The organism is Schleiferilactobacillus harbinensis DSM 16991 (genome assembly GCF_000425885.1).
Classification (GTDB): domain Bacteria; phylum Bacillota; class Bacilli; order Lactobacillales; family Lactobacillaceae; genus Schleiferilactobacillus; species Schleiferilactobacillus harbinensis.
Window position 1 is genome coordinate 1 of the sequence record NZ_AUEH01000033.1, and the last position, 24,793, is coordinate 24,793.

Genomic DNA, 24,793 nt, shown 5'->3' on the forward strand with positions numbered 1-24,793 from the left:
TACTTCATAACGTTTGGGTATAACCATCCTGCACACTCCGTTTTGTTTTTAACAAGAAGTATACAGGATTTCGGGATTTTCAGACACTCCCTAGTGTCATTTGCGAATTATCGCTGCTGCTCTTGGCAAGTGGCGTTCCGTTTGCGGCCTTGATCACGACAGGCGGCACAGCGACGCCGTATTGTTTGGCTACCCGCTGAACCTCAGTTAAAGCTGATTCAGCATAGCTTGTTTTGTCCTGTGTATTTTGATCAGCAATAGCACTGCTGACGGTAATGATGACCTGCGCCACGCTGCCGTCTGCGCTTGCTGGGAAATCCATCGCGGTCACAGTACCGCCGGAAAGGGCGACCGCACGATGTAATGTATTGGCAAATTCTTCGCTGGCCCCGCTTAAAGTCGGCGTGGCCGCTGGTTGACTGCTGCTTGCCGCAGCCTGCGAAGACGATGCAGCTGACGACGAAGAAGAAGATGAAGATGGGGCGCTCGACGACGAGGATGGGAAAGACGATGATGACGAACTGGACGGCAGCAAACTGTTGCCTGATTTACTGGCGGACGAGCGCGAATTGCGGTCGGTTTTAGACTCTGATTTAGCCCGCGAACGGGCATCCCGTCTGGCCCGGCTTAGGGCCAAGGATGACGTGCTTTGGGCTGCCGAATCGTCAGCGGCCGTCATAATCACCCCAAGCAAGGCCAGCACAACAAACGAGCTGGCGAGGACGGTCGCCCCTTGGCACCAATGGATACGGCGCCGCAGCTGCTTTTGCCGGCGGCTCCAGCTGGCATCAATTCGCCGACTCGGTCGCCGCCGTTGCCGGGCGGTCACGATCCAAACCGTGACGATGACCAATAGGGCAACTAATCCCCCAATAAAACAAATTAAAGCAATGAGTTTCAATTTGCTCCTCCCCCCTAGGCGAACAAATTTCTTATTTCAGTTCCTGCAGCAACTCGCGGCTTTGCTGCCGCGCCGTGGTGAGATTGGCCTGCATGATTTCCATTTGCTGGTACAAGGCACCGTAATATTGACTCAGGCGGCCCATTGCAGTATCCAGCTCTTTTTCATCGGTCATATCTGCGGTATCCGCGTAGAATTTCTGCTCCGCCTTGGTAAATTCATCCATGAATTGGGTGAATGTATCATGGTCCAGGCCAATGATTTTTAGGCTTTGCACGAGATCTTGAATCTTTTCCGTCGGCAGGTTGGGCGATTTGGATTTGGCAAAGCTGCTCAAGGTGTTCTCGGCGTCGCTCAATTTCTTGTATTCAGCTGTCAGTGTGGTCATGGCCGTGGTGCGCTTGGCAAAGTTGGCATACACGTCGCTTTGCTTATTTTGCAGTAAATTTTCGTTGGGCTTTTCCTTGTGCTCGGTGACATAGAGTGATTGGCTCTTTTCCAAACTATTGGTAATTGCTGTCAGCTCTTTGCCCTGATCCTGAATCGTGTTGGTCACTGTGGTGGCTGACGCCTGGATTTGTGCTTTATCTGTCAGCGGGCGCCGCTCGCACGCGCTGATCCCGCCAATGAGCAGAAACAGCATACCAATTAACCCAATTCTTCCCAAATTCACATGGCGCATACGTGACCCTTCCTTCAATTCCCGTGTTACGTATATAATACCATATATGGTAGGAAGGACGATGGTCACAATGACAGAGGAACAACGCTCATGAGAATAGGAATGCGGACGATCAAAACGGCACTGACGGCTGGAATTGCGATGGCCATTGCCGCCGCGCTGCATTTGGATTATTGGTCCCTGGCCGGAATCGTCAGCATGCTGATGATTGCCACCACAACCCGGGCCACCGTGCGGCTGGCGCTTTTCCAAACCGTGGCGACGGTAGTCGGGTTGGTGCTGGCCTGGGGGCTTTTCACATGGATTCCCTACGCACCGCTGGCATTTGCCGTTTGGCTGCTCCTGTATATTGCCCTGTCGAACTTGGTCGACTTGCAGGATACCATGATTGGCAGTGCGGTATTTGTTTTACCGCTGCTGGTGGTCAAACCGATCACGGTGGCGATTTTGCTGAATCAATTATCCGTTTTGGTGATTGCCGCGTTGACCGGGCTTTTCTTCAATCTGTTCATGCCGAATTTGACCGATCAGATTTCTTTCCATGTTGAAGGGGTCGAAAAGGAGCTGATCACCGTGTTGCGGCTGCAGGGCACGCTGCTGATATCTGGAGAAACCAGCGTGGAAGCGCAGCATACTTTATGGGGGCATTTGAGCAGCTTGAAGCAGGCCATCAATGAGGGGACCGCTTGGACAGCCCGGCATCAGGCCAATCAGCTTTTTGACGATAACGAGTACTATGCGGCATATTTTGAAATGCGCAACAATCAGTATGAGTTGTTGCGTCAAATGCAGCTGCTGTTGGATACGCGGTTGGCTGAAATGCCTCAGCACCAGCAAATGGGGCGGCTGCTGGTGGATTTGACCAAACGGGATCGCAAGAACAACCCGATTCCGCCGGTGCTGGCGGCAATCGAACGGCTGCAAGATGATCTGGCCGCGATGAGTTTGCCAGAAACGCGCAAGCAGTTTGCCCAACAAGCGGCCGCGACATCGTATTTGATTTTTTTGCGGCAAATGCTCCGCTTGAAAGACGCCTTCGATAAGATCGTGGCAAGCCAGAACAAATAAGACTTGGTAGCGCTCTTTTTCATTACGATTTTGAGCGTTCTGACTTTACTTTCTCGCGCGGTGCATGGTATTATTATGATGTACTTTTTGAATGGTTACGGTTCGAATGTTTTCAAAAGACTTTCTTCCAGTACCAAACAAAAGATGCACAATTTTTTACCAATCAAGGAGGAAGTTCTCATGGAACATGGAACTGTCAAATGGTTTAACGCTGAAAAAGGTTATGGCTTTATCACTCGCGAAGATGGTAGCGATGTATTCGTTCACTTCTCCGCAATTCAAGGCGATGGCTACAAGACCCTCGAAGAGGGCCAAGGCGTAACTTTCGATGTTGAACAAAGCGACCGTGGACCTCAAGCTGTCAACGTTGTAAAAGACTAATTTTTGACACATGCTCAAAGAACGGAGGCGCTTCAGCGCCTCTTTTTTCGTGGAAAGGAAGCAGATCATGGGACTGGAGCGGATGACTGGCGATTGGCACCAGTACAAGGACTTGTTTTTGTTAGCTGATGAAGATGAGGCAATGCTGGCGCGCTATATTGAGCAAACAGAACGCTGGCTGTGGACGGTGGCCAACACAACCGTCGGCGCGGCCGCCGTACGGGTCGTTAATCCTTACGAGGGGGAGCTGATGGCGATCGCTGTCGCCCCGGCGCATCAACAGCAGGGGACCGGCAATGCCTTTTTGCAGGCACTCATCGCCGCTTATGCCCGCCGCGGCTGGTGGACACTGACCGTGGGTACTGGCGATACAGGACCGGCGCAGCTTCGTTTCTATCTTAAGAACGGCTTTTGCCCAGATCATATCCGCCCTTTTTTCTTCAGCCAATATGCAGCGCCGATCGAGGATCAATGGGGACCATTGCAGAATATGATCGTCTTTAAGCGGTTATTGAAGCCCTTGCCGCACTGGGTTGTGCCCACAACTGCCGCTATTTGGCAACCGCTGGCGGTCACTCAGCCGCTGGCGCCCTGGCCGGTGGCAACGGGTGATGGCACGATGGGGTGGTCTCTCGCGCCGGTGAAGCAGGCCCAAACATTGACGTTCGTCGGCGCGGCCTTTGATTTTGCGCTCAACCAATGGGCGGCCCTCTTGAATCCTCAGCCGCTGGCGGCGGATACTGATTTAGCTGCGCTTTGGCGGTATTGGCGCCGTGCCTATCCGGCGTATGTGGTACCGGCCAATTATTTCCGGGGAAATAAATAGCCCGTTGTCAGCGAGACTGGCAACGAGCAGTCGTTATCCGGCTGACTATTTCAAGTCAGCCTTTTTGATTTTCGGCATCATCCAGGCCAGCACCAGGACTGCCAATACGGCTACCACCACAGCAATACCAAAGGCGGTGTGCAAGGCACTGAGGAAGACGCTGTCCTGACCAGCGGGATAAGTGGTGACCCGCTTTCCCAAATGGGCAGACATCACCCCGAAGAGGATACTGGCGGACGCAGCAGTGCCGGTCACCATGCCCAGGTTTCGCGCCAGCGCATTGAAGCTCCCGGTGATTCCTAAATCTGTTTTCGGCACCACCGACATGACGATATCGCCCAACGGTGACTGGAACAATCCGGTTCCCATGCCCAGCAGCACGGTAGCCACCCCATAAAGCACGATGCCGCCGCTTAGCGGCAGGAAAAGATACAGGACGTCGGCCAAACCGATCAACGCAGCACCAATCAAACCGACCAGTGCAATGTTCATCCGGTCGGCCAGATAACCGCCCAAAGGCGCGAAGAACACCATGGTCAATGGATACAGTGTCAGCAGCGCGCCGGCCATGCCCGCGGGCAGACGCAGGGTATCTTCAAGATAGAAGGGCATTAAGACGGTCATGAAGAATTGGACGACAAACACCAAGTAGACCGCGCCAACGCCGCCGGAGAACAGGGCGTTTTTGAAGATCCGCAGCGGCAGGAGCGGTTCGTGCACGCAATTTTCAACGATAAAGAAGCCGATCAGCGCAACGATGGCAATCCCGAGCAAGCCCCAGATCAGCGGAGTGAAGCCCATTTGCTGGCTCATATTCAAGCCCCAGAAACCCGCGCCGATCGCTACGGCTTGGGTCAGGAAGCCGCCCCAGTCCACGCCGCCTTTCACCGGTGCCGGGCCGGCATGCATGAGACGCAAGGCGAAAATCAAGGCAATCACGCCAATTGGCATATTGATCCAGAAAATATACGGCCAGCTGCTCACGGCGAGAATCAAACCGCCTAGGCCGGGACCGGCGACGGCGCCCAGGGCGACAAATGTCCCAACGGTACCCATCGCCCGGCCTCGTTCCTTGATGGGAAATTCAGCGGTGACGATGCCGTAAGTGTTCGCCAAGGTCATGGCCCCGCCGACCGCTTGGACGAACCGGCCCAATAGCAGGAAATTAAAGCCTAGCGGCGTTCCGGACATGGCGGAGCCCAAAACAAAGACGAACGTCCCGAGTTTGAAGATCTTCTCCTTGCCCCACAGATCGCCCAGCTTGCCGAACAGTAGAAGCAGGGCACTCAATACAATGAGGTAGAGGGAGACGATTCATTCCATTTGACTCGCTGGTACATGCAGGTCCCAGGTCATGACGGGGATGGCAATGTTGACGATCGATGAGTCCAAGTTCGACATGAACGCGAAGATTCCTAAGATAATGATCACTGCCCAGCGGTGCGGGTCCACCGTGGGCTGAGTTGTCGTTTGCTGCATGAGAAATCATCCCCCCTGTAAATTGCCATCATTATGGACCGGAAATTCAGAAAAAGCATGCAAATTACTTACCGGCCGCCATGCAAAAAAGCCAGACCACAGTCTGACTTTTGGCAGTGTCAGGACATTCAATTATTGTTGAAACGCAGAATTATCTTCAAATGGATACAGATAGCCCCATGACCGGCGTATCGCGGTCATCGCGTCCATGACTTCCGTCGTCCATTGCCAATCATCCCGGTGAGCGCTGGGGTTTTGGCAGGCCTCCGCGAAATCGGCTAATTCATAGGCCATCGCCTTGTTAGTTTCCCCAGTGGTGATCGTAGTGGCTTTTCGATTGATATCTGTGAACACGGCTGCCTGGGCCCGGGGATAATCCATGATCGTCAGCATGCCCTTGGTGGTGGCCACACTGATTTGCTTAGGCAGGCGGCCGTAGAAACTCAAGGATACGTTGGTCAGAATACCGTAATTATTGGTGAAGCTGGCCACAGACCGATCATCAACGCTGGTTGGGCCCATTTTCATGGTGGTATTCAACAGCTGAGGAGCATCCGGCTGGAACATCCGCGCTGCACTTAGCGCATAGACGCCGATATCGAGTAAGGCCCCGCCGGCCAATTGCGGGTCCAATAGCCGGGAATTGGGATCGGTATTCGAGTTATTGGAGCCAAACATCACATCGATCACCCGGATATCGCCAAAGACGTCGGCCTGTTGCATCGCCCGCAACTGGGCATACAGCGGCATGTGGTAAATCGTTTGGGCTTCCATCACAACTTTATTCTGTTTCTTAGCCAGAGCCGATACTTGGCGCAACTCGTGACTGCTCATCACGATCGCTTTTTCGGACAGAACATGTTTGCCAGCACGCAGCGCCGCCATGATTTCTGAAAAATGGAAGCGGTGGGGCGTCGCGATGTAGACAGCATCTACAGCCGCATCGGCAATGGCGTCTTCGTAACTGCCATAAGCATGTGGGATGTGATACTGATCAGCGAATTCCTGGGCCTTGGGCAGTGCGCGCGAAGCGGCCCCATACAGGGTCGTTCCGGCCACATTAGCAGCATCCTGGGCAAAGGCATGGGCGATTCCGCCGAGCCCGAGGATCACCACATTCAAATTGTTCGTCATTAATTTGCTCTCCTTTAAAGAAAATGCAATATTCTTCGGGTACACTGATACCTGTCCCTATCGTAACAAAAGCATCGGCCAAGGGAAACACATTCAAGGTGATCCTTGGTACAATTAAAGCAGTCAGGAAAGCGAGGTATTCAATTGGCCAAAGGCAGACGGCGCAAAAGTTATGGGCACCACAATACGGTTTCAGCGATCATCGTTTATACGTTACTCGCCCTGCTGCTCGTGGGCGGGGTGACCGTTGGCGGCGCGATGTGGTATGTACACCATACTGATGAAGAGCAGGCTGCCCAGGCCTCCGCGGCGAAGGCTGCTGAGGTGCGGCGCAAACAGGCCTTCATTGCGAAAGTGGCGCCCACTGCGCAGTCACTTTACAGTCAATATAAGATTTTTCCAAGCATTACAATTGCTCAAGCCATCCTTGAATCAGACTGGGGTGAAAGTTCGCTTTCTGCCGAATATAACAATCTTTTTGGCGTCAAAGGCACCAATCCCGCCAACACCAAGGAAATGACGACACAGGAGTACATCAACGGTGAATGGCAGACGATCAAGGCGCGCTTTCGGGTCTATGCATCCTATGCCCAGTCGATCACCGATCATGCCCAGCTGTTTACCCGGGGCACGACCTGGAATGCGCAGCAGTACCAACGGGTCCTGGCTGCTCAGGATTACAAGACTCAAGCCAAGGCGCTGCAGGCAGACGGGTATGCCACTGATCCAGATTATGCCAGTAAGCTGATTGAAATCATTGCCACTTATGGGTTGACCAAATATGATCCGGCGGCGGCCGGTCAAACCAGTCAGGCGAGCGCTAGCAGCCGCTGACCGGTGGTATTTATAGGGCACTTTGTGGTAATGTATAAGTTAATTTAAAGCACTATTTTTCAATAATTGTTCGCTTTTGCGGCATAATCACTGAATGGAGGATACAATATAATGAAGTTGTTGGAACAAAGGATTCGCGAAGATGGTCAGGTACTCCCTGGCGATGTACTGAAAGTCGACAGTTTTTTAAACCATCAGGTGGATCCAGAATTGATGGCTGAGGTTGGCAAAGAATTTCAGCGCCATTTCGCCGACCAGCCAGTCACCAAGATTCTCACCGTGGAATCCTCAGGGATCGCCCCGGCGGTATTCACCGGTTATGCCTTCAAGGTTCCAGTGGTTTTTGCCCGCAAACATAAGTCGGTGACACTCAAGGAATATATGTTCACGTCGGTCGTGTATTCTTACACGAAAAAGGTGAGCAACCATATCGCCATTGCCCGCAAATTTTTGAGCGCCGATGATAAGGTCTTGATCATTGATGATTTCTTAGCGAATGGTCAGGCTGTGGAAGGGCTGATCGATATCATTAACCAAGCTGGCGCGCAGCTGCTCGGCGTGGGTATTGTCATTGAAAAGACGTTCCAAAAGGGCCGCCAGTTGTTGGATAAGCGGGACATTCCGGTTTATTCACTCGCCCGGATCAAAGAATTCAAGGACGGTCAAGTGGTCTTCACAGAAGAACAGGAGAATCCCGATGGCGCAGAAGCCTAACGACATCGTTGAAGTATCTCAACCCCAAGCCGCTGTGCTTGGCATCCAGCATTTGTTGGCGATGTATTCCGGCTCAGTTCTCGTTCCGTTACTGATCGGCTCGGCCATGGGCTTTTCGGCCAAGCAGATGACCTATTTGGTCTCAATCGATATCTTCATGTGCGGCGTGGCAACGCTGCTGCAAGTGCATGCCAACCGCTTTTTCGGTATTGGTCTGCCGGTCATTCTCGGCTGTGCCATTCAGGCGGTGGAACCGTTGAAACTGATTGGTCAGCGCTTCACCATCGGGACTATGTACGGCTCAATCATTGCCGCCGGCTTGTTCGTGTTTTTGATTGCCGGGGCATTTGCCAAACTCAAGCGCCTGTTCCCGCCATTGGTCACAGGAACCGTGATTACCGTTATCGGTTTGTCACTGATTCCCGTGGCTTTCCAAAACCTGGGCGGCGGTGATCTCAGTGCCAAGACCTTTGGTGACGCAAAAAACCTCACCCTGGGCTTTCTCACGGCCTTGATCATCCTGGCGCTCAACGTCTGGGCCAAGGGCTTTCTGCACAGCATTGCGGTGCTGGTTGGGCTCGTCGTGGGCACCCTGGTGGCCGGTGCGCTGGGCATGGTGTCATTGACGCCAGTGCTCACTGCGGACTGGTTCCATTTCCCGCAATTTAATTACTTTGAAACACCGCATTTTGAGTGGTCGTCCATCCTGACGATGATCCTGGTGTCGTTAGTCTCCATGGTGGAATCCACCGGCGTATACTTTGCACTGGGGGATATTACGGAACGTAAGATTCAAGCTGATGACTTGAAGAAGGGATACCGGGCCGAGGGTTTGGCCATTATTCTCGGTGGTTTTTTCAACACCTTCCCGTATACCGCCTTTTCTCAAAACGTTGGCCTGGTTCAGTTGTCGGGGATTAAGACCAAACGGCCGATCTATTGGGCGGCCGGTTTCCTGATCCTGCTGGGACTGCTGCCTAAGGTTGGCGCTCTGGCGACAATTATTCCCGCACCGGTCCTGGGCGGCGCGATGATCGTCATGTTTGGGATGGTGGCCATGCAGGGGGTTCGAATGCTGCAGCAGGTTGATTTTACCCAAGATCACAACTTGCTGGTCGCCGCTGTTTCCATTGGATTAGGCCTGGGTGTGACCGTTACACCGACAATTTTCCAAGCGCTGCCGAAGACGTTACAATTACTCTTAGGCAATGGGATCGTCATCGCGACGATTTCGTCCGTTCTTCTGAACACGATTTTTCAGCATCAACGGCATCCTGAACTGGCGGAGACCGCCGGCTTAAATGAAGATGCGGATGATGGGAAAGGACATGGAAACGCATGAGCTTTATTGCGCCAAACCAAACCATTGGCATCATTGGGGGCGGCATTGACAGTTACACCTTGACGCTGGCAGCGCGGCAGATGGGGCTGCACCCCGCAGTGCTCACCGCCACCGCGAACGATCCGGCCTTGGCCGCGGCTGACTTTGCACTATTTGGCGATTTGTCTAATCCGCTGCCTTTTTCCGACTTGGCCGATATGAGTCAGGTGATCGTTTATGCAGACGAAAACATCAACACTGATCTGCTCAAAGGGATCAGCGATCATGATCGCCTGCCTCAGGGCATTGATATTCTCAGCATTACCCAGGATCGCTATATGGAGAAGGTTTTCTTTGAAGATCAGAATCTGAATACCGCCCCTTACGCAATGGTGGTCAATTTGGATGATGTTCGGCGGGAAATTGAATCCATCGGGTACCCGGCGGTGTTGAAGCCGACGCAAAAGGGTTTGGGTCCTAAGAAACAGCGTATTCTGTACAATGAGAATGATTTGGAGGCGGCGGCCGATTACTTTGATGGTGCCACCGCGATCCTAGAATCTTGGGTACCCAAAGCCCGAGAATTGTCCGTGTTGGCGGTCAAAACTGCAGACGGTGCGGTGACTGTGTATCCTACGATCGAAAACATGTACAGCCCCGCCCATCAATTGCAGGCCTCCATCATGCCAGCCCGCATTGATGCGGCGACCAACCACGAGATTCGCCGAATTGCCCGCTTGCTGGGGGACAAGGTACATTACGTGGGCGTTTTTGGCGTGACTTATTTTCTCACCGCGGCGGGCGTGCTCTATGTCGCCCGCTTATTTCCAGGTCCCCGGGGCAGCGCCAATGTTTTGGAATATACGACAGGATATTCGCCCTATGAATTGCATTTACGGGCGGTCTGCGATTGGTCGATCCCAGAACCCAAGCTGGATCGGGCCGGCGTCACGGTGACCATATCGCCCAACACCTTGGCGAAGGCCATTGAATTGATCCGCACGCAGCCAAACACGCACTTCAGCTTTTATCCCCAGCGCGGTGATCTGGCGCCGGATGCCCCGGTGGGCTTTGCGTCCTTTACCGCCTGGGAGTTGGAAAATGTAATTGCCCGAGTGGAAGCTTTGGGCATCTGGCACATTCAAGATAAGGAGAAGCCGACTACTGATGATTGATCGTTACGTACGCCCCGAAATGGGTCAAATCTGGACCGAAGATAACAAGTATGCCGCTTGGTTGAAAGTGGAGATTCTGGCCGTGCAGGCCTGGGCCAAGCTGGGCGAAATTCCCCAGGCAGAGGCTGATGCAGTGGCCAAGAATGCCCGAGTTGACGCCAAAGAAGTTGCCCGCTTAGAAGAAATCACCCGGCACGACGTGGTGGCCTTCACGCGCACAGTGTCCGAAAGCCTTGGCCCGGAAAAGAAATGGGTCCACTATGGCCTAACTTCTACGGATGTCGTGGACACGGCTTATGGCTATCTGATGAAACAGGCTAACGAGATCATTAAGGCCGACCTGCTTCATTTGCGGGATGTCGTGGCGGCTAAAGCCAAAGAATATAAGTATACCGTCATGATTGGCCGGACCCATGGGGTACACGCCGAACCCACGACGTTCGGTCTGGTACTAGCCAACTGGTACGCCGAGATCCAGCGGGATATCGAGCGTTTCGACCATGCCGCGGCAGGGGTCGAGGCTGGTAAGATTTCCGGTGCAGTCGGCACCTTTGCTAATACGCCGCCGGCGGTGGAGGAATACGTTACTAAGAATCTCGGCTTGCGTGCGCAGGACATTTCCACCCAAGTTTTGCCCCGGGATCTGCACGCCGAATACGTTGGCGTGATGGCGATTATTGCCACGTCCATCGAGCGGTTTGCCTTGGAAATCCGCCACTTGCAGCGGACTGAAGTGCGCGAGGTCGAAGAATTCTTCGCCGCGGGACAGAAGGGGTCTTCAGCCATGCCCCACAAGCGCAATCCCATTGGTTCTGAAAATGTCACTGGGCTGGCTCGGGTTATTCGCGGCCATGCACTGACCGCACTAGAGGATGTGCCGTTATGGCATGAGCGGGATATTTCCCACTCTTCCGCTGAACGAATTATTTTACCGGATACCACCGAAGCGCTGGACTATATTCTTCACCGTTTTGCCAAGATCACGGAGACTTTGACCGTCTTCCCGGAAAAGATGAAAGCCGACATGAATATTACCCACGGGCTGATCTATTCCCAACGTGTTCTGCTGGCCTTGATCGAAACCGGCATGAGCCGCGAGGCCGCTTACGACCTCGTCCAACCCAAGACTGCCCAAGCTTGGGACGAGCAGCGCTCCTTCCGCGGCTTGCTGGAAGCCGATCCGAAGATCACCGAACGGCTCAGCAAGAAAGATCTGGATGCCGCCTTTGATTACCACTGGCACCTGCGCCATGTGGACGACATCTTTGCCCGGTTGGGTTTGGACGATTGATTGAACTGACGTATAATTGACTCCTAAGATTGGCTGGGACAAAAGTCTTGCTCGGTGTACCGAGTGCCAATGCGCAGCAATCGGAGGTTGATGGGGCTCAGTGGTGGAAACCACACGGCGGCTCTGCCGCCGATGTGGTTAGGCGACTTTGAGACCGCGGTTTTTGCGGGCTCAAAGCGCCGTCACCACGTTCCAGCCCCAATCAACCGGAGATTGCGGAGCATTGGCACGGCAGTGCATGCAGTGCTTACTTTTGTCCCAGTTTTTGTTAACGATGAAGACAAACTCAGAAACAGACACACAGAATAGGAGACTTTATTTTCATGGCCCAAGATTTACTGGCAAAATTAAATGACAAACAAGCAGAGGCCGTGCAGCTCACGGAAGGACCTGTACTGATCATGGCCGGGGCCGGCTCTGGCAAGACCCGGGTCCTCACCCACCGGGTGGCCTATCTGATCAAAAATAAGGATGTCAAACCGTGGCATATTCTGGCCATCACGTTTACCAATAAAGCAGCCAAAGAAATGAAAGAACGGATTGCCCGCCTCCTGGGCGAAGAAGAAAATTCGGTGTGGGTTTCGACCTTCCACGCCCTGTGTGTCCGTATCCTCCGCCGGGAAGCCGATGCCATCGGCTATTCTCGTTCCTTTACCATCGCTGACAGCGGGGAACAGCTGACGATGGTCAAACGACTATTGCGGGAAGCTAATATCGACCCCAAGCAATACGACCCCAAGGCCCTGCTTGGGGCAATTTCGAATGCCAAAAACAATCTGGTCAATCCCCAAGATTATGAAAAGAGTGCGGTATCGCCTTTTGAAAAGGTCGCCGCACGAATCTATAAAAACTATCAGCAGCAGCTCCACCTCAATCAGGCCATGGATTTTGATGATCTGATCATGCAGACGATTCGGCTGTTCAAACTGAATCCGAATGTACTTGCCTATTACCAGGATAAATTCCAATATATCCACGTGGATGAATACCAGGATACTAACGAAGCCCAGTATCAGCTGGTGGCTTTGCTGGCTGCCAAATACCGCAACCTATGTGTTGTCGGCGATGCCGATCAGAGTATTTATGGCTGGCGGGGCGCCAACATGGAGAATATCTTAGATTTCGAGAAAGACTATCCCGATGCCAAAACGATCCTCCTGGAACAGAATTATCGGTCCACGAAGACCATTTTGCAGGCAGCCAACGCGGTCATCGGCAATAATACGAATCGCCGGCCCAAGGAATTGTGGACTGAAAACAACACCGGCGAACCGATCGAGTATTATCGCGGCCAAAGCGAAAAAGACGAGGCCTACTTTGTCATTCGAAATATTCAGGAACTGATGGACTCCAGCCACTATCACTATGGCGATTTTGCTGTGCTCTACCGGACCAACGCCCAATCCCGGGTGCTGGAAGAAACCTTGCTGCAATCCAACATTCCCTATAAGATCGTGGGCGGCAATCGGTTCTATGACCGGAAAGAAATCCGGGATGTCCTGGCCTATATCCGCTTACTCGTGAATCCGGCAGATGATATGAGTTTGACGCGGATCATTAACGTGCCCAAGCGCGGCGTGGGTGCTGGTTCAGTGGATAAGTTGCGCCAATTTGCCGACGAACATGATATGACGATGCTGGAAGCGGCCCACTCGGTGCAGTTGACGCCGATTGGCGGCCGGGCAGTGCATGGCATCGAACAGTTCACGCAATTTATGGATAAACTGGCAGCCATGAAGGGCGAGGCGACGGTGACTCAGATCGCCCAAGGCATTTTGGACGATTCCGGGTATACTAAAGAATTGGAAGCAGCGCACACCGATGAGGCCCAGAGTCGACTGGAAAACTTGCAGGAATTTATTTCCGTCACCAGCGAGTTCGACAATAATTATCAACCGGAGTCTGAGGATAGTGATATGCTGACGGACTTTGCGGCCAACGTGGCTCTGCTGTCAGATCAAGACGATATTGCAGAAGAAGAGACCCAGGTTACCTTGATGACGCTGCACGCGGCGAAGGGGTTGGAATTTCCGGTAGTTTTCATGATCGGTATGGAAGAAAATCTTTTCCCGCTGAGCCGAGCGGCCATGGATGAGAATGAGCTGGAAGAGGAACGGCGGCTTGCTTACGTGGGAATCACCCGCGCCCAGAAGCAGTTGTATTTGACCAATGCCTATTCTCGGATGCTTTATGGCCGAACCAGCAGCAATCCGCCGTCTCGGTTTATCGCCGAGATTCCGGCGGAACTGATCAAGAGCGACAACATTTTGCAGGAAAGCCCGGCGCCCAAGAGCGATACCGAGCTGCCCTTTGCCCGGCGCCGGGATGAACGCGCTCAGGCGGCGACCTATGGTGCCTCGTCCTACACTTACAGCGGCCATCGGGACAAGGGCCAATTCAAGGTCACGAAAGTCGCCAGCCAGCAGCAGACCCCTGCCGCTCAAGTGCGCAATTGGGCAGTGGGCGACAAGGTCAGTCATAAGGCCTGGGGTATCGGTACCGTAGTCGCTGTCGCTGGCAAGCAGGATGATTTAACATTAACTATTGCCTTCCCGGATGTCGGGATCAAGAAATTACTGGTGGCCTTTGCCCCCATTCAAAAAGTAGAAAAAGACTGATCGGAGAGGAGCATCATCGATGACTTTACCTAAACCGTTAGACCAATATGATGAAACCAGTGCGGCGGCGGCATTGAAGAAACTGCGGGCCCAAGTCAATCAGTACCGGGAAGCTTATTACACCAAGGATCAGCCCTTGGTGGAAGACTACGTGTACGATACCGCATACAACGATTTGCAGGCTTTAGAGAAAAAGTTTCCTCAGCTGATCACGCCGGATTCTCCCACCCAATTGGTGGGAGATGAAACACTGCCCGGTTTTACCAAGGTCCGCCACGATATTCCCATGCTGTCCATGGGCGACGTCTTTTCTGTCGACGAACTCAAGACTTTCGATGATCGCCTGCAGGGCAGCGTCGGGTCAGCCGTGACCTATAATGCAGAATTAAAGATCGACGGGCTCGCTCTTTCCTTGGTGTATCAGGGCGGCAAACTGACCCAAGCGTCGACGCGCGGCGATGGAATCATCGGCGAAGATGTGACCGCTAATATCAAGACGATCAAGGCCGTACCGCGGACGCTGCCGCGGCCGATTGATGTAGAAGTCCGGGGCGAATGTTACATGCCCGTGTCGTCTTTTGCTAAGCTCAATGAAGACCGGGAACAGCGGGGCGAGGCAGTTTTTGCCAACCCCCGCAACGCTGCAGCAGGCTCTTTGCGTCAGCTCAATCCTCGGATCACCCGCGAGCGGGATTTATCCGTCTGGCTGTACACCATCGTTAATGCCCAGGACTATGGCATTACCACCCAGGCAGACGCGCTGCGGACGCTGAGCGAGTGGGGGTTCCCGGTGAATCCTAACAGTCGGGTCTGTCGTACCTTGACCGATGTGGACCATTACATCACGGATATGACGCCGCAGCGCCAGACATTGGATTACGGCATTGACGGGATCGTTTTGAAGGTGAATGATCTTGACTTGCAAGCACAACTGGGTAATACGGTGAAGGTCCCCCGGTGGGAAATTGCCTATAAGTTCCCACCAGAGATGGCTCGAACTATCGTGCGGGAGATCACTTGGACGGTGGGCCGTACCGGCGTGGTAACGCCCACCGCCGTGATGGATCCGGTGCAGCTGGCCGGGACCACGGTCAGCCGGGCGACGCTGCATAATGTGGATATGCTGAAAGAAAAGGATATCCGAATTGGGGATACCGTTGAGCTGTTCAAGGCTGGCGATATCATCCCCGAAGTCTCGCGCGTGGTGACCGAAAAACGGCCCGCGGACGCGGCGCCGTACCAGCCGCCGACGGCCTGTCCATCCTGCGGCCAGCCGCTGGTCCATTTAATGGATGAAGTGGCACTGCGCTGTGTGAATCCGAAATGTCCGGCCCAAATTACGGAGGGGCTGACCCACTTTGCCTCCCGAGATGCCATGGATATCACGGGGCTTGGGCCTAAAGTGGTGGCGCTGCTGTATTCTCACAAATTAGTCAGTGACATTGCTGATTTGTACCGGTTAACAGCAGCCGATCTGGCTGATCTGCCCGGTTTTAAGGAAAAGTCCATTAGCAATTTGTTAAATGCCATCGCTGGGAGTCGACAGAACTCTCTGGAACGGTTATTGTTTGGGTTAGGGATCGACCATGTGGGTGCCAAAGCCGCTCAGCTGATTGCCCAGGCCTTTGGTACCATGGATAAAATCATGGCGGCCAGTGCCGATGAGATTACGGCCATTAAAACAATTGGCCCGACGATTGGGCAAAGCATCACCGCTTTCGTCAGTAATCCGGGGGCGCAAAGCTTGATCAACGAGCTGGCAGCCGTCGGCGTGAATATGACTTATACCGGTCCGGCCGCTGAAGCGGAGGCTGCCGCCGACTCGCCGTTTAACGGTCAGACGGTGGTGATTACCGGTAAGTTCGCTGATTTCTCCCGCAAGGGCTTAACGGATCAACTGACTGCTTTAGGCGCTCATGTGACCGGTTCGGTATCAAAGAAGACCACGATGGTCGTGGCCGGGGAGGACCCCGGCAGCAAAGCAGACAAGGCCCAGCGGTTAGGGGTCCAAATCATTGACGCCGATCAATTAGCAGCAATGTTAAAGGAAAGTCAAACAGAATAACGGAGTTGAAGGAAACTGATGTGGAAACGCATTCTGGCGCTGATCGCCATGGCTTTGTTACTGGTTCTTGGGGGATGCGGCAAACTTGCCTCCAGTTCAAGTACCAGTACCACGAGCACGACCAGCAATCGCAAAGTACAAACCACCGGCAACTATAGCAGTACCGGATACAATAGTATCGTGACTGAGGGTCATTATAAGACGAGTGCCGCCCGCGGCGTCGCAGCCGATTATGCCAATAACAGCTTGGATGTAAAAGGCATGGAAACCGGTTTGCTGCAATTGTCCGAAGGGGTATTCTCACCAGATAAATATTCCTTCCAGGAGGGTCAATACTTGACCAGCAGCAATGTTCAAAACTGGCTGGGCCGGCAGTCCAAGAGCAATAGTACCGGGTTGAATCCGGCCAGCAACGGCTCGACGGATCCGGATAAACGGACTCCGGAATATTTGGGCACGATGTTGGAGCAGGACTTCGTCACCGGTTCAGGGTCGAAGACTACCCTGGGCGGGATCAGTATCGCCCTGGGGATGAATGCTGTTGATTATTATCAAAAAGAACAGTATGGCGCTACTTATCAGACAAAAATCAGCGCCGATCAGCAGGAGACCCAAGGCAAGAAGATTGCCCAGGAAGTTGTGACCCGCTTGCGGGCCAAAGAGGGCGTCGGCGATGTGCCCATCTTTGTGGCACTCTATTCTTTAGCTGAAAAGGACAGCCTGGTCTCCGGATCGTTTTTTGCAAAAGCCACGGCGACGGGCAAGACCCTCGATAAGTGGGACAAGGTAAATCAACAATCCGGCGTACTGCCGACGGTAAATAACGCTAAAGCGATCAATAGCAATGACGCCACCGCTTTTTCCAATTTTCAGACGCAGGTTCAGAATTTCTTCCCGAATTTAGCTGGCGTTACCGCCACGGTCCATTATACCGACGGTAGTTTGACCCAGATGACGGTCAATATTCAGACGCAGTTTTATAGCCAAACGGAAATCATGAGTTTTACCAACTATGTTGCCTCCGTGGCCAACAAACTGCTCCCCAGCAACGCGCCAATTCAGATCATTGTCGCCAGCGTCAATACCACCCAGGCCATCATCAGCCGCAGGGCCAGCGACAAAGAATTTTCAATCAATATTTTGCAGAACTACTAACAGTACCGCCAAGGGCCATCCGCACGGGTTTGAAACAACTCACGCGATGGCTCTTTTCTGTGAAAAACCATTTGGCGTTATATGGTAGAATGAAACGTGAGAATTTGTAAAAGGGATAGGCAGAAAGCCTGCTCCGGATACGCCGTGCCAAAGCTCCGCAATCTCCGGCTGAGGGGGCTGGAACGCCATGACGGCGCTTTGAGCCCGCAAAAACCGCGGTCTCAAAGTCGCCTAACAACATCGGCGGCAAAGCCGCCGTGTTGTTTCCATGGCTGATCCCCCTCAGCCTCCGATTGCTCCGCATTGGCACTGGATACGCTGGAATGGATATTTCTGCCACCTCCGACAGAAAGGAATGACTGGCATGATCGATCGTGACCAAGTTGCGCACGTGGCAGGCCTTGCCAAGCTGCAGTTTACCGACGACCAATTGACCGCTTTCACCAAACAGATGGAAGACATCATCGCGATGGCGGACCAATTGGATGAGGTCGACGTGGGCGACACCACGCCCATGTACCAAGTAACCAATTTGAGCAATGTATTCCGGGAAGACAAACCGGAACACTGGCAGACCCGGACCCAATTATTGCAAAACGTGCCCGAGAAGGAAGCCGGCTTAATCAAGGTACCGTCTATTTTAGATAACGGGGAGGGCGAAGCGTGAGTACGAATTACTTCGAAGAGGACATCACATCATTGCATGATGCCCTGGTCAATCAAAAGACCACTGCAGCCCAATTGACTGCCGATACGCTGGATCAGATCCAGACCAAAGATAAGCAAACGAAGGCGTTCATCACGGTAGCTGCGGATGAAGCCAAAAAACAGGCGGCCGCGGCTGATACCCAAGGGATCACGGCGGACCGTCAACTGGCTGGCATTCCTATCGCCATCAAGGACAATATCATTACCGACGGCATTTTGACCACTGCTGCCAGCAAGATCCTGACCGGTTTTATTCCCGTTTATGACGCCACCGTCACCAGCCGCTTGAAAGAGGCTGGTGCAGTCTTAGTGGGTAAAACCAACATGGATGAATTTGCCATGGGCTCCTCCACTGAAAATTCTTATTATGGCCCGACCCACAATGCCTGGGACTTAGATCGGGTACCGGGCGGGTCATCCGGCGGTTCAGCCGCGGCTGTCGCTGCTGGCGAAGTCGTTGCCGCTTTAGGTTCTGATACTGGCGGCTCCATTCGTCAGCCGGCCGCTTTCAACGGTATTTTCGGGATCAAGCCAACCTATGGCCGTGTTTCCCGCTGGGGGTTGATTGCCTTTGGCTCGTCTTTAGACCAAATCGGTGTGCTCAGCCGACGGGTCAAGGATTCCGCCATCGTGCTCCAGCAGATCGCTGGCCAGGATGAGAACGATGATACCAGCCTGCCAGCCCCCGTACCTGATTATTTGGCCGCCATGGACGGTAACATCAAGGGCTTGCGGATCGCGATTCCGGAAGAATACTTAGGCGAAGGCGTGGCCCAGGGGGTGCGCGACGCGATTGAAAAAGCGGTGGATACACTGAAAAAGCTTGGCGCTACCGTGGATATGGTCAGCCTGCCCCACACGAAGTACGCTGTTCCCACGTATTATTTGATTGCTTCCTCCGAAGCCAGCTCCAACCTGCAACGGTTTGACGGCATTCGCTACGGCTTCCGGGCGAAAGATGTCAAGAATTTGGAAGACGTATACGTGCGTACCCGCTCTGAAGGCTTTGGCGACGAAGTGAAGCGGCGGATCATGCTGGGGACTTTCTCCTTGTCCGCTGGGTTCTACGATGCGTACTTCAATAAGGCTGCGAAGGTTCGCCACTTGATTCAGGATGACTTCACTAAGGTCTTTGCGGATTATGATTTGATCGTCGGACCGACGACCCCGACGCCGGCATTCAAGATTGGCGAAAAGGTCAACGATCCGGTCACCATGTACATGAACGATATTTTGACGATCCCGGCGAACTTAGCTGGGATTCCGGCGGCCTCCGTACCCGCCGGCTTGGTTGACGGCATGCCGGTCGGCCTGCAATTGATGGCCAAGCCCATGGCGGAAGCCACCATCTTTAAAGTGGCAGACGCTTTTGAAGCGGCCACTCAGTTTTACACCCAGGTACCCACTGCGATGAAAGGGGAGAAGTAAGGATGAATTTTAAAACCACGATTGGTTTGGAAGTCCACGTTGAACTGAAGACAAAGACGAAGATGTTCTCCCCGTCCCCAGTGACTTACGGTGAGGCCCCCAACACGGCGGCTAACGTGATCGACTTCGGGTTCCCTGGCGTTTTGCCCCGGGTGAATAAGAATGCTTACCGCTTAGGTATCATGGTCGCGCTGGCTCTGCATGCCAAGGTGACCAACGAGACCCACTTTGATCGAAAGAACTATTTCTATCCCGATAACCCCAAGGCTTACCAGATCACCCAGCAGGAACGACCGCTGGGTACGAACGGCTGGGTGGAGATTGAGGTCAAGGGCAAGAAAAAGAAGATCGGGATCCACGAACTCCACGTGGAAGAAGATGCCGGGAAGAATACTCACGGTGCGTCCGGCTATTCTTACGTTGATTTGAACCGGCAGGGCACCCCGCTGGTGGAAATTGTCTCGGAACCGGATATTGCCTCGCCAGATGAAGCTTATGCTTACTTGGAACAATTGCGGCAAATCATTCTGTTCACCGGTGCCTCCGATGTGAAGATGGAGGAAGGGTCCATGCGGGTGGATACCAACATTTCGATTGCCCCGATTGGTTCCGATACACTGGGCACCAAGGCCGAGCTGAAGAACTTGAACTCTTTTGCCCATGTACGGGACGGCTTGGCGTACGAAGAAAAGCGCCAGGCTCAAGTGCTCATGGCCGGTGGTGAAATTCGCCAGGAAACCCGCCGGTTCGATGAGCCCACCGGGACGACGATCTTGATGCGGGTCAAGGAAGGTTCCGACGACTATCGCTACTTCCCTGAACCGGATATTCCGCCGTTCCATATCAGTCAGGAATGGATCGACGAAATCGGCAGCGAAATTCCTGAGATGCCGAACAAACGGCGAGAGCGGTACGTCAACGACTACGGTTTGCCGGAATATGATGCCGGTGTTTTGACGGCGACCAAAGAAATGTCTGATTTCTTTGATGCGACGGTAAAAGCCGGTGCGCCCGCGAAACAAGCGGCCAACTGGCTGATGGGCAATGTGAATGCCTACTTGAACGAGCAGCAGGTGGATTTGTCAGCCACCAAGCTGACTCCTGACCACTTGGCCGGCATGATCAAGCTGGTCAGCGAAGGCACGATCAGTTCCAAGATTGCAAAGAAGGTCTTCCAAGAGATCATCACCAGTGATACGGATCCCCGCGCTTGGGTTGAGCAAAAAGGCTTGATCCAACAATCTGACCCGGCAGTACTGACACCGATCATTGATAGTATTCTGGACAATAATGGTCAATCGATCGAAGACTTCAAGAACGGCAAGGACCGGGCGGTTGGCTTCTTAGTGGGGCAGATCATGAAGCAGACCCACGGTAAGGCCAATCCCCAGGTTGTGAACCAGATTCTCATGGCAGAATTGAAGAAACGGTAAGACAAATGGTTTTGGAAAAGGATTGAAGACGAATGGTAAAACGGGCACGGCTCCTCTATAACCCGGTTTCCGGGCATGAAATCATGGAACGCAATGTAGCCGGTGTCCTGGCTGTGCTGGAGGACGCGGGCTATGAAAGCAGCACCTTCCGCACCCGGCCGGAAGAGGGTTCCACGCAGGCCGAGGCCAAGCGGGCCGCGTTAGCCGGCTTCGATCTGCTGGTGGCCGCCGGCGGTGATGGCACGATCAATGAAGTGGTCAACGGTATTGCTGGACTGAAACACCGGCCGATGCTGGGAATCATTCCGGTGGGCACCACCAACGATTACGCCCGAGCGTTGAAGATTCCTCGGGAAGATCCGGTGGGGGCGGCTAAGATCATTGCCAAGGGCCAGCATATCGGTGTGGACATTGGCAAAGCCAACGACCAGTATTTCGTCAATATCGCCGGCGGCGGTAATATGATGGACCTGACCTATGAGGTACAGTCCGACGTCAAGTCGGCCCTGGGCTATTTGGCCTACCTGTTGAAAGGGGCCGAGATGCTCCCGCGGATGCGGCCGATTCAGATGCACTTAGCTTACGACGAGGGGACTTACGACGGGGAGGCGTCCATGTTCTTCCTCAGTCTGACCAACTCGGTCGGCGGGCTGGAGCAAATTGCGCCGGACGCGGTCTTGGGTGACGGTCAATTTACGCTGATCATTGTCAAGACGGCCAACCTGGTGGAAATCGTCCAATTGCTGACGATGGTGCTGACCGGCGGCCGGCATGTGAATGATGATCGAATCATTTACACGCAGACTAAGCGCTTGGACGTGGCGGCTAAACACGGTGAGCAGTTGAAAGTTAATCTGGATGGCGAATACGGCGGCGATGCGCCGATGCATTTCGTCAACTTGAAGCAGCATATTCAGGCCTTTGCCAACGTGGCTGCGATTCCAGACGACGCCATCGCGGATCAAGATGAGGTCGTGAAGGGCAAACTGCTTGCATCGGTTCATGCCCTCCACGATGCGCACCCGAATGATAGCGAGGACACAGCACATTAATTGATTTTAGTAGACAAGGCTAGGGTCCCAGGGGCTTTAGCCTTGTCGTGTCTATTGAAGAAAGGAACCAGTATGGCAAAATTCACAGTACCAGTACGCCAAGGCCAGGAACTGACGACCACCGTGCAGGATTTAACTTATGAAGGGATGGGGGTCGTTAAGGTCGATAATTACCCGTTGTTTGTCGACAATGCATTGCCCGGTGAGGAGGTGACCGTATTGGTTACCCGCACAAATAAACAATACGGCTTTGCTCGGGTGACCAAGCGGCTGACCACTAGTCCCGATCGGGTTGCCGGTGAATTCGCAGATTATTTGCAAACCGGCATTGCGCCGCTGGCCCACTTGAAATACTCTGCGCAGCTGCAATTCAAGCAAGATCAGGTCAAACACCTCTTTGCTGCCCAGCATCTCGATATTCCGGTGCTGCCTACACTCCCCAGTCCCCAGCAAACCGGATACCGGAACAAGGCCCAGATTCCGGTGCAAATGATCAACGGTACGCTGACGACCGGCTTTTTCCGCAAACGAAGCCATCATTTGGTCCCGTTGACAGATTTCTTCATTCAAGATCCGCGGATCGATGAGATCATCGTCACAGTTCGGGATATTCTTCGAGATCTGGACGTTACGGCGTATGATGAGCGCACTCGGCGCGGGCTGCTGCGGCATATTATGGTGCGGCGGGGGCATACGACCGGGGAAGTAATGATCGTCTTGGTGGTGACCCGGATCGTACCGATGTTGAAGCAAGCGGCGCAATTGATTGAAAAGGCCGTACCGGATCTGACTACGCTGGTGTGGAACGTGAATGCAGCCAATACCAATGTGATTTTGAGCGGCGACAATCAGATTATCAGTGGTCCCGGCTATATTGAAGATACCATTGGCGAACGGCGTTTCAAGATTTCGCCCCAGTCATTTTTCCAGATCAACGCTGCTCAAACGCCGCGGTTGTATGCAATTGCCCAAAAACTGGCGGAATTTACTAGGCACGAGACGGTGATCGATGCCTATGCCGGGATCGGGACCATTGGCCTAACGATTGCCCCGCAAGTTGATCACGTGTACGGGATGGAAGTGGTCCCGGAGGCGGTGGCCGATGCGGAGGCCAACAAGGCACTGAATCGCATTGATAATGCCGACTATATGGTGGGCACGGCGGAAGACGTCCTCCCCCGCTGGCAGCAGCAGGGGATCACCGCCGATGTGCTGATCGTGGACCCGCCCCGCAAAGGGTTGGCGGAATCCTTTATTACGACGGTGGGCGCGATGAAGATTCCTCGGGTGATCTACGTCAGTTGTAATCCGGCAACGCTGGCTCGGGATTTGGTCCGCTTCCAAGCCTTAGGCTACCAAGCGACGAGTCCCACCCAGGTCGTCGATATGTTTCCCCAGACACCCCACATTGAGAGTGTCACCCGATTAGATTTGAGGTGAGTCCGTGCGTCGCCCTGATCCAATTTATACCAATACGTTTCGCCGGCATTGGGTCTGGTGGCTATTGCTGCTGCTCGCGGTGATCATCGCTGGGGTTTTGGCCTGGCGGTATTTTGCTCCCGTAGACCTGACCCGCGGCGAGTATCCCGTTAATGGGACTTTGGTCAGTCAAGAAGACGGAACGATTGATTTTCCGTCGTTGAAAAAGGCTGGGGCCCGTTTTGCTTATATTCATGCCGCCCAGGGGGCCAGCTATCAAGACGATCGGGTCGGCGAGAATTTGGCCAGTGCCCAGGGCGCCCAGCTTGCCGTCGGGGTGGAGCATGCCTTGAGTTTTGACACGACGCCAGCGGCCCAAATGGCGAATTTGACCAAGGCTGTGGCGGGCAACTGGGGCAATCTGCCGGTGGCGGTCACCCTGAGTTTGTACGGTACTTATGAAAGTACGCCGCCAGACAGGGCGCGGGTCACCGCACTGCTGAACTCAATGCAGAGTTTGCTGCAAAAAAACGGACGATCCATGATCGTCCGTACCACAACTGAGTTAGCTGATCGTTACGCCCTGACTGGTCATTATGCACTCTGGTACAGCGACGCCCAAACCGCCGCGAAGACTGTGCTTTTTGTCCAGCGGGGCAAATTCCCCCATAATACTGCCTTACCCCTGGTGACTTTCAACGGTGATCGGACCCGCTGGCAACAACAATTCCATGTTACGCTGACGGCGCTGGCCCTTGCGGGTGCGCGGCCGTGATTGGATAATTCAGGTTGCTGGATTCGTCATAGACGGAAACCGGGCCGTGCTCGTTCGTATGCACGACCAATTGATAACCGAAATGATCGACAAAGGTCAGAGCGCTGCCATCTAAACCGGTAATATGGCCGGGCAGTTCTTGACCATCGATTTGAATGACGAGATCCGGGGTGATCTTCAGCAGGTGATTATGGTGGGTCTTGGTGTCCAAAAACGACCAGGTGCCGACGAAACGCTGTGAAAAGTCGGGTGCGGGTGCCTGCACTGTTTTAGCTTTCGGAACGATATGACGAGCAAAATGCTTAATGTTCGCCAATAAATGTAAAGACCGCAT

Annotated in this window: 21 protein-coding genes and 1 pseudogene; 17 read left to right on the forward strand and 5 right to left on the reverse strand. The window is 53.6% G+C overall.

All coding sequences use genetic code 11. The features are described 5' to 3' along the window. Positions 1–79 precede the first annotated feature (79 nt). A complete protein-coding gene (locus H627_RS0110350) occupies positions 80–901 on the reverse strand; it encodes a hypothetical protein (protein ID WP_027828902.1) in 822 nt (273 codons plus the stop codon). 31 nt (positions 902–932) lie between these two features. Further along, on the reverse strand, positions 933–1,583 hold the full coding sequence (locus H627_RS0110355; protein WP_027828903.1) for a hypothetical protein: 651 nt from the start codon (positions 1,581–1,583) through the stop codon (positions 933–935). Between the two features lie 102 nt (positions 1,584–1,685). Between H627_RS0110355 and H627_RS17935 the strand changes: the two genes are divergently transcribed. From H627_RS17935 to H627_RS19325, 3 genes are all read left to right on the forward strand, one after another. After that, positions 1,686–2,651, forward strand: coding sequence for an aromatic acid exporter family protein (locus H627_RS17935; RefSeq protein ID WP_051225352.1), 966 nt, complete (start codon positions 1,686–1,688; stop codon positions 2,649–2,651). 180 nt (positions 2,652–2,831) lie between these two features. After that, on the forward strand, positions 2,832–3,032 hold the full coding sequence (locus H627_RS0110365; RefSeq protein WP_027828904.1) for a cold-shock protein: 201 nt from the start codon (positions 2,832–2,834) through the stop codon (positions 3,030–3,032). Positions 3,033–3,099: 67 nt separating this feature from the next. Then, a complete protein-coding gene (locus tag H627_RS19325; RefSeq protein WP_051225353.1) occupies positions 3,100–3,858 on the forward strand; it encodes a GNAT family N-acetyltransferase in 759 nt (252 codons plus the stop codon). Between the two features lie 45 nt (positions 3,859–3,903). On the opposite strand, the pseudogene H627_RS17945 reads toward H627_RS19325, so the two are convergent. Both H627_RS17945 and H627_RS0110380 read right to left on the reverse strand, forming a co-directional pair. Then, positions 3,904–5,337: pseudogene (locus H627_RS17945) on the reverse strand (MFS transporter). Positions 5,338–5,469: 132 nt separating this feature from the next. After that, a complete protein-coding gene (locus H627_RS0110380) occupies positions 5,470–6,471 on the reverse strand; it encodes a Gfo/Idh/MocA family protein (RefSeq protein WP_027828905.1) in 1,002 nt (333 codons plus the stop codon). A gap of 144 nt (positions 6,472–6,615) precedes the next feature. On the opposite strand from H627_RS0110380, the gene H627_RS17950 reads away from it, so the two are divergent. The 14 genes from H627_RS17950 to H627_RS19330 all read left to right on the forward strand — a co-directional run bounded on the left by H627_RS17950 (position 6,616) and on the right by H627_RS19330 (position 24,459). Next, positions 6,616–7,305 carry a glycoside hydrolase family 73 protein gene (locus H627_RS17950; protein ID WP_051225354.1) on the forward strand — a complete coding sequence of 230 codons (690 nt, stop codon included), beginning with the start codon at positions 6,616–6,618 and terminating at the stop codon, positions 7,303–7,305. Between the two features lie 111 nt (positions 7,306–7,416). Next, positions 7,417–8,019 carry a xanthine phosphoribosyltransferase gene (locus H627_RS0110390; RefSeq protein WP_027828906.1) on the forward strand — a complete coding sequence of 201 codons (603 nt, stop codon included), beginning with the start codon at positions 7,417–7,419 and terminating at the stop codon, positions 8,017–8,019. Continuing rightward, positions 8,003–9,361 carry a nucleobase:cation symporter-2 family protein gene (locus tag H627_RS0110395; protein ID WP_027828907.1) on the forward strand — a complete coding sequence of 453 codons (1,359 nt, stop codon included), beginning with the start codon at positions 8,003–8,005 and terminating at the stop codon, positions 9,359–9,361. The genes H627_RS0110390 and H627_RS0110395 overlap by 17 nt, the downstream gene beginning before the upstream one ends. Further along, positions 9,358–10,515 carry an ATP-grasp domain-containing protein gene (locus H627_RS17955; protein ID WP_051225355.1) on the forward strand — a complete coding sequence of 386 codons (1,158 nt, stop codon included), beginning with the start codon at positions 9,358–9,360 and terminating at the stop codon, positions 10,513–10,515. Before H627_RS0110395 ends, H627_RS17955 begins: the two co-directional genes overlap by 4 nt. Further along, positions 10,508–11,806, forward strand: coding sequence for an adenylosuccinate lyase (purB, locus tag H627_RS0110405; protein WP_027828908.1), 1,299 nt, complete (start codon positions 10,508–10,510; stop codon positions 11,804–11,806). The genes H627_RS17955 and purB overlap by 8 nt, the downstream gene beginning before the upstream one ends. Before the next feature lie 323 nt (positions 11,807–12,129). Beyond that, positions 12,130–14,424: a DNA helicase PcrA gene (gene pcrA, locus H627_RS0110410; protein WP_027828909.1), complete on the forward strand. Its 2,295-nt coding sequence runs from the start codon at positions 12,130–12,132 to the stop codon at positions 14,422–14,424. 19 nt (positions 14,425–14,443) lie between these two features. Further along, positions 14,444–16,489 carry an NAD-dependent DNA ligase LigA gene (gene ligA, locus H627_RS0110415; protein ID WP_027828910.1) on the forward strand — a complete coding sequence of 682 codons (2,046 nt, stop codon included), beginning with the start codon at positions 14,444–14,446 and terminating at the stop codon, positions 16,487–16,489. Positions 16,490–16,507: 18 nt separating this feature from the next. Beyond that, positions 16,508–17,644, forward strand: coding sequence for a CamS family sex pheromone protein (locus H627_RS0110420; protein WP_027828911.1), 1,137 nt, complete (start codon positions 16,508–16,510; stop codon positions 17,642–17,644). Positions 17,645–18,008: 364 nt separating this feature from the next. Continuing rightward, entirely contained in the window at positions 18,009–18,311 is a 303-nt protein-coding gene (gene gatC, locus H627_RS0110425) for an Asp-tRNA(Asn)/Glu-tRNA(Gln) amidotransferase subunit GatC (RefSeq protein WP_226999174.1), read from the forward strand. Next, positions 18,308–19,780, forward strand: a complete 1,473-nt coding sequence (gatA, locus tag H627_RS0110430) for an Asp-tRNA(Asn)/Glu-tRNA(Gln) amidotransferase subunit GatA (protein ID WP_027828913.1) — start codon at positions 18,308–18,310, stop codon at positions 19,778–19,780. The genes gatC and gatA overlap by 4 nt, the downstream gene beginning before the upstream one ends. Before the next feature lie 2 nt (positions 19,781–19,782). Further along, positions 19,783–21,213, forward strand: a complete 1,431-nt coding sequence (gene gatB, locus H627_RS0110435; protein ID WP_027828914.1) for an Asp-tRNA(Asn)/Glu-tRNA(Gln) amidotransferase subunit GatB — start codon at positions 19,783–19,785, stop codon at positions 21,211–21,213. A gap of 32 nt (positions 21,214–21,245) precedes the next feature. After that, positions 21,246–22,265, forward strand: a complete 1,020-nt coding sequence (locus H627_RS17960; protein ID WP_081674887.1) for a diacylglycerol kinase — start codon at positions 21,246–21,248, stop codon at positions 22,263–22,265. A gap of 72 nt (positions 22,266–22,337) precedes the next feature. Then, complete coding sequence (gene rlmD / locus H627_RS0110445; protein ID WP_027828915.1) at positions 22,338–23,705, forward strand: 23S rRNA (uracil(1939)-C(5))-methyltransferase RlmD; 1,368 nt, start codon at positions 22,338–22,340, stop codon at positions 23,703–23,705. Positions 23,706–23,709: 4 nt separating this feature from the next. Further along, entirely contained in the window at positions 23,710–24,459 is a 750-nt protein-coding gene (locus H627_RS19330) for a GH25 family lysozyme (protein WP_051225356.1), read from the forward strand. Here H627_RS19330 and H627_RS17970 read toward each other — a convergent pair. After that, a complete protein-coding gene (locus H627_RS17970; protein ID WP_051225357.1) occupies positions 24,419–24,793 on the reverse strand; it encodes a DUF4828 domain-containing protein in 375 nt (124 codons plus the stop codon). The genes H627_RS19330 and H627_RS17970 overlap by 41 nt on opposite strands.

Coding starts and splice junctions, on each gene's coding strand:
- H627_RS0110355 (WP_027828903.1), bottom strand. CDS start 1,583: ATGCGCCATGTGAATTTGGGAAGAATTGGGTTAATTGGTATGCTGTTT.
- H627_RS17935 (WP_051225352.1), top strand. CDS start 1,686: ATGCGGACGATCAAAACGGCACTGACGGCTGGAATTGCGATGGCCATT.
- H627_RS0110365 (WP_027828904.1), top strand. CDS start 2,832: ATGGAACATGGAACTGTCAAATGGTTTAACGCTGAAAAAGGTTATGGC.
- H627_RS19325 (WP_051225353.1), top strand. CDS start 3,100: ATGGGACTGGAGCGGATGACTGGCGATTGGCACCAGTACAAGGACTTG.
- H627_RS0110380 (WP_027828905.1), bottom strand. CDS start 6,471: ATGACGAACAATTTGAATGTGGTGATCCTCGGGCTCGGCGGAATCGCC.
- H627_RS0110390 (WP_027828906.1), top strand. CDS start 7,417: ATGAAGTTGTTGGAACAAAGGATTCGCGAAGATGGTCAGGTACTCCCT.
- H627_RS0110395 (WP_027828907.1), top strand. CDS start 8,003: ATGGCGCAGAAGCCTAACGACATCGTTGAAGTATCTCAACCCCAAGCC.
- H627_RS17955 (WP_051225355.1), top strand. CDS start 9,358: ATGAGCTTTATTGCGCCAAACCAAACCATTGGCATCATTGGGGGCGGC.
- purB (WP_027828908.1), top strand. CDS start 10,508: ATGATTGATCGTTACGTACGCCCCGAAATGGGTCAAATCTGGACCGAA.
- pcrA (WP_027828909.1), top strand. CDS start 12,130: ATGGCCCAAGATTTACTGGCAAAATTAAATGACAAACAAGCAGAGGCC.
- ligA (WP_027828910.1), top strand. CDS start 14,444: ATGACTTTACCTAAACCGTTAGACCAATATGATGAAACCAGTGCGGCG.
- H627_RS0110420 (WP_027828911.1), top strand. CDS start 16,508: ATGTGGAAACGCATTCTGGCGCTGATCGCCATGGCTTTGTTACTGGTT.
- gatC (WP_226999174.1), top strand. CDS start 18,009: ATGATCGATCGTGACCAAGTTGCGCACGTGGCAGGCCTTGCCAAGCTG.
- gatB (WP_027828914.1), top strand. CDS start 19,783: ATGAATTTTAAAACCACGATTGGTTTGGAAGTCCACGTTGAACTGAAG.
- H627_RS17960 (WP_081674887.1), top strand. CDS start 21,246: ATGGTAAAACGGGCACGGCTCCTCTATAACCCGGTTTCCGGGCATGAA.
- rlmD (WP_027828915.1), top strand. CDS start 22,338: ATGGCAAAATTCACAGTACCAGTACGCCAAGGCCAGGAACTGACGACC.
- H627_RS17970 (WP_051225357.1), bottom strand. CDS start 24,793: ATGCGGTCTTTACATTTATTGGCGAACATTAAGCATTTTGCTCGTCAT.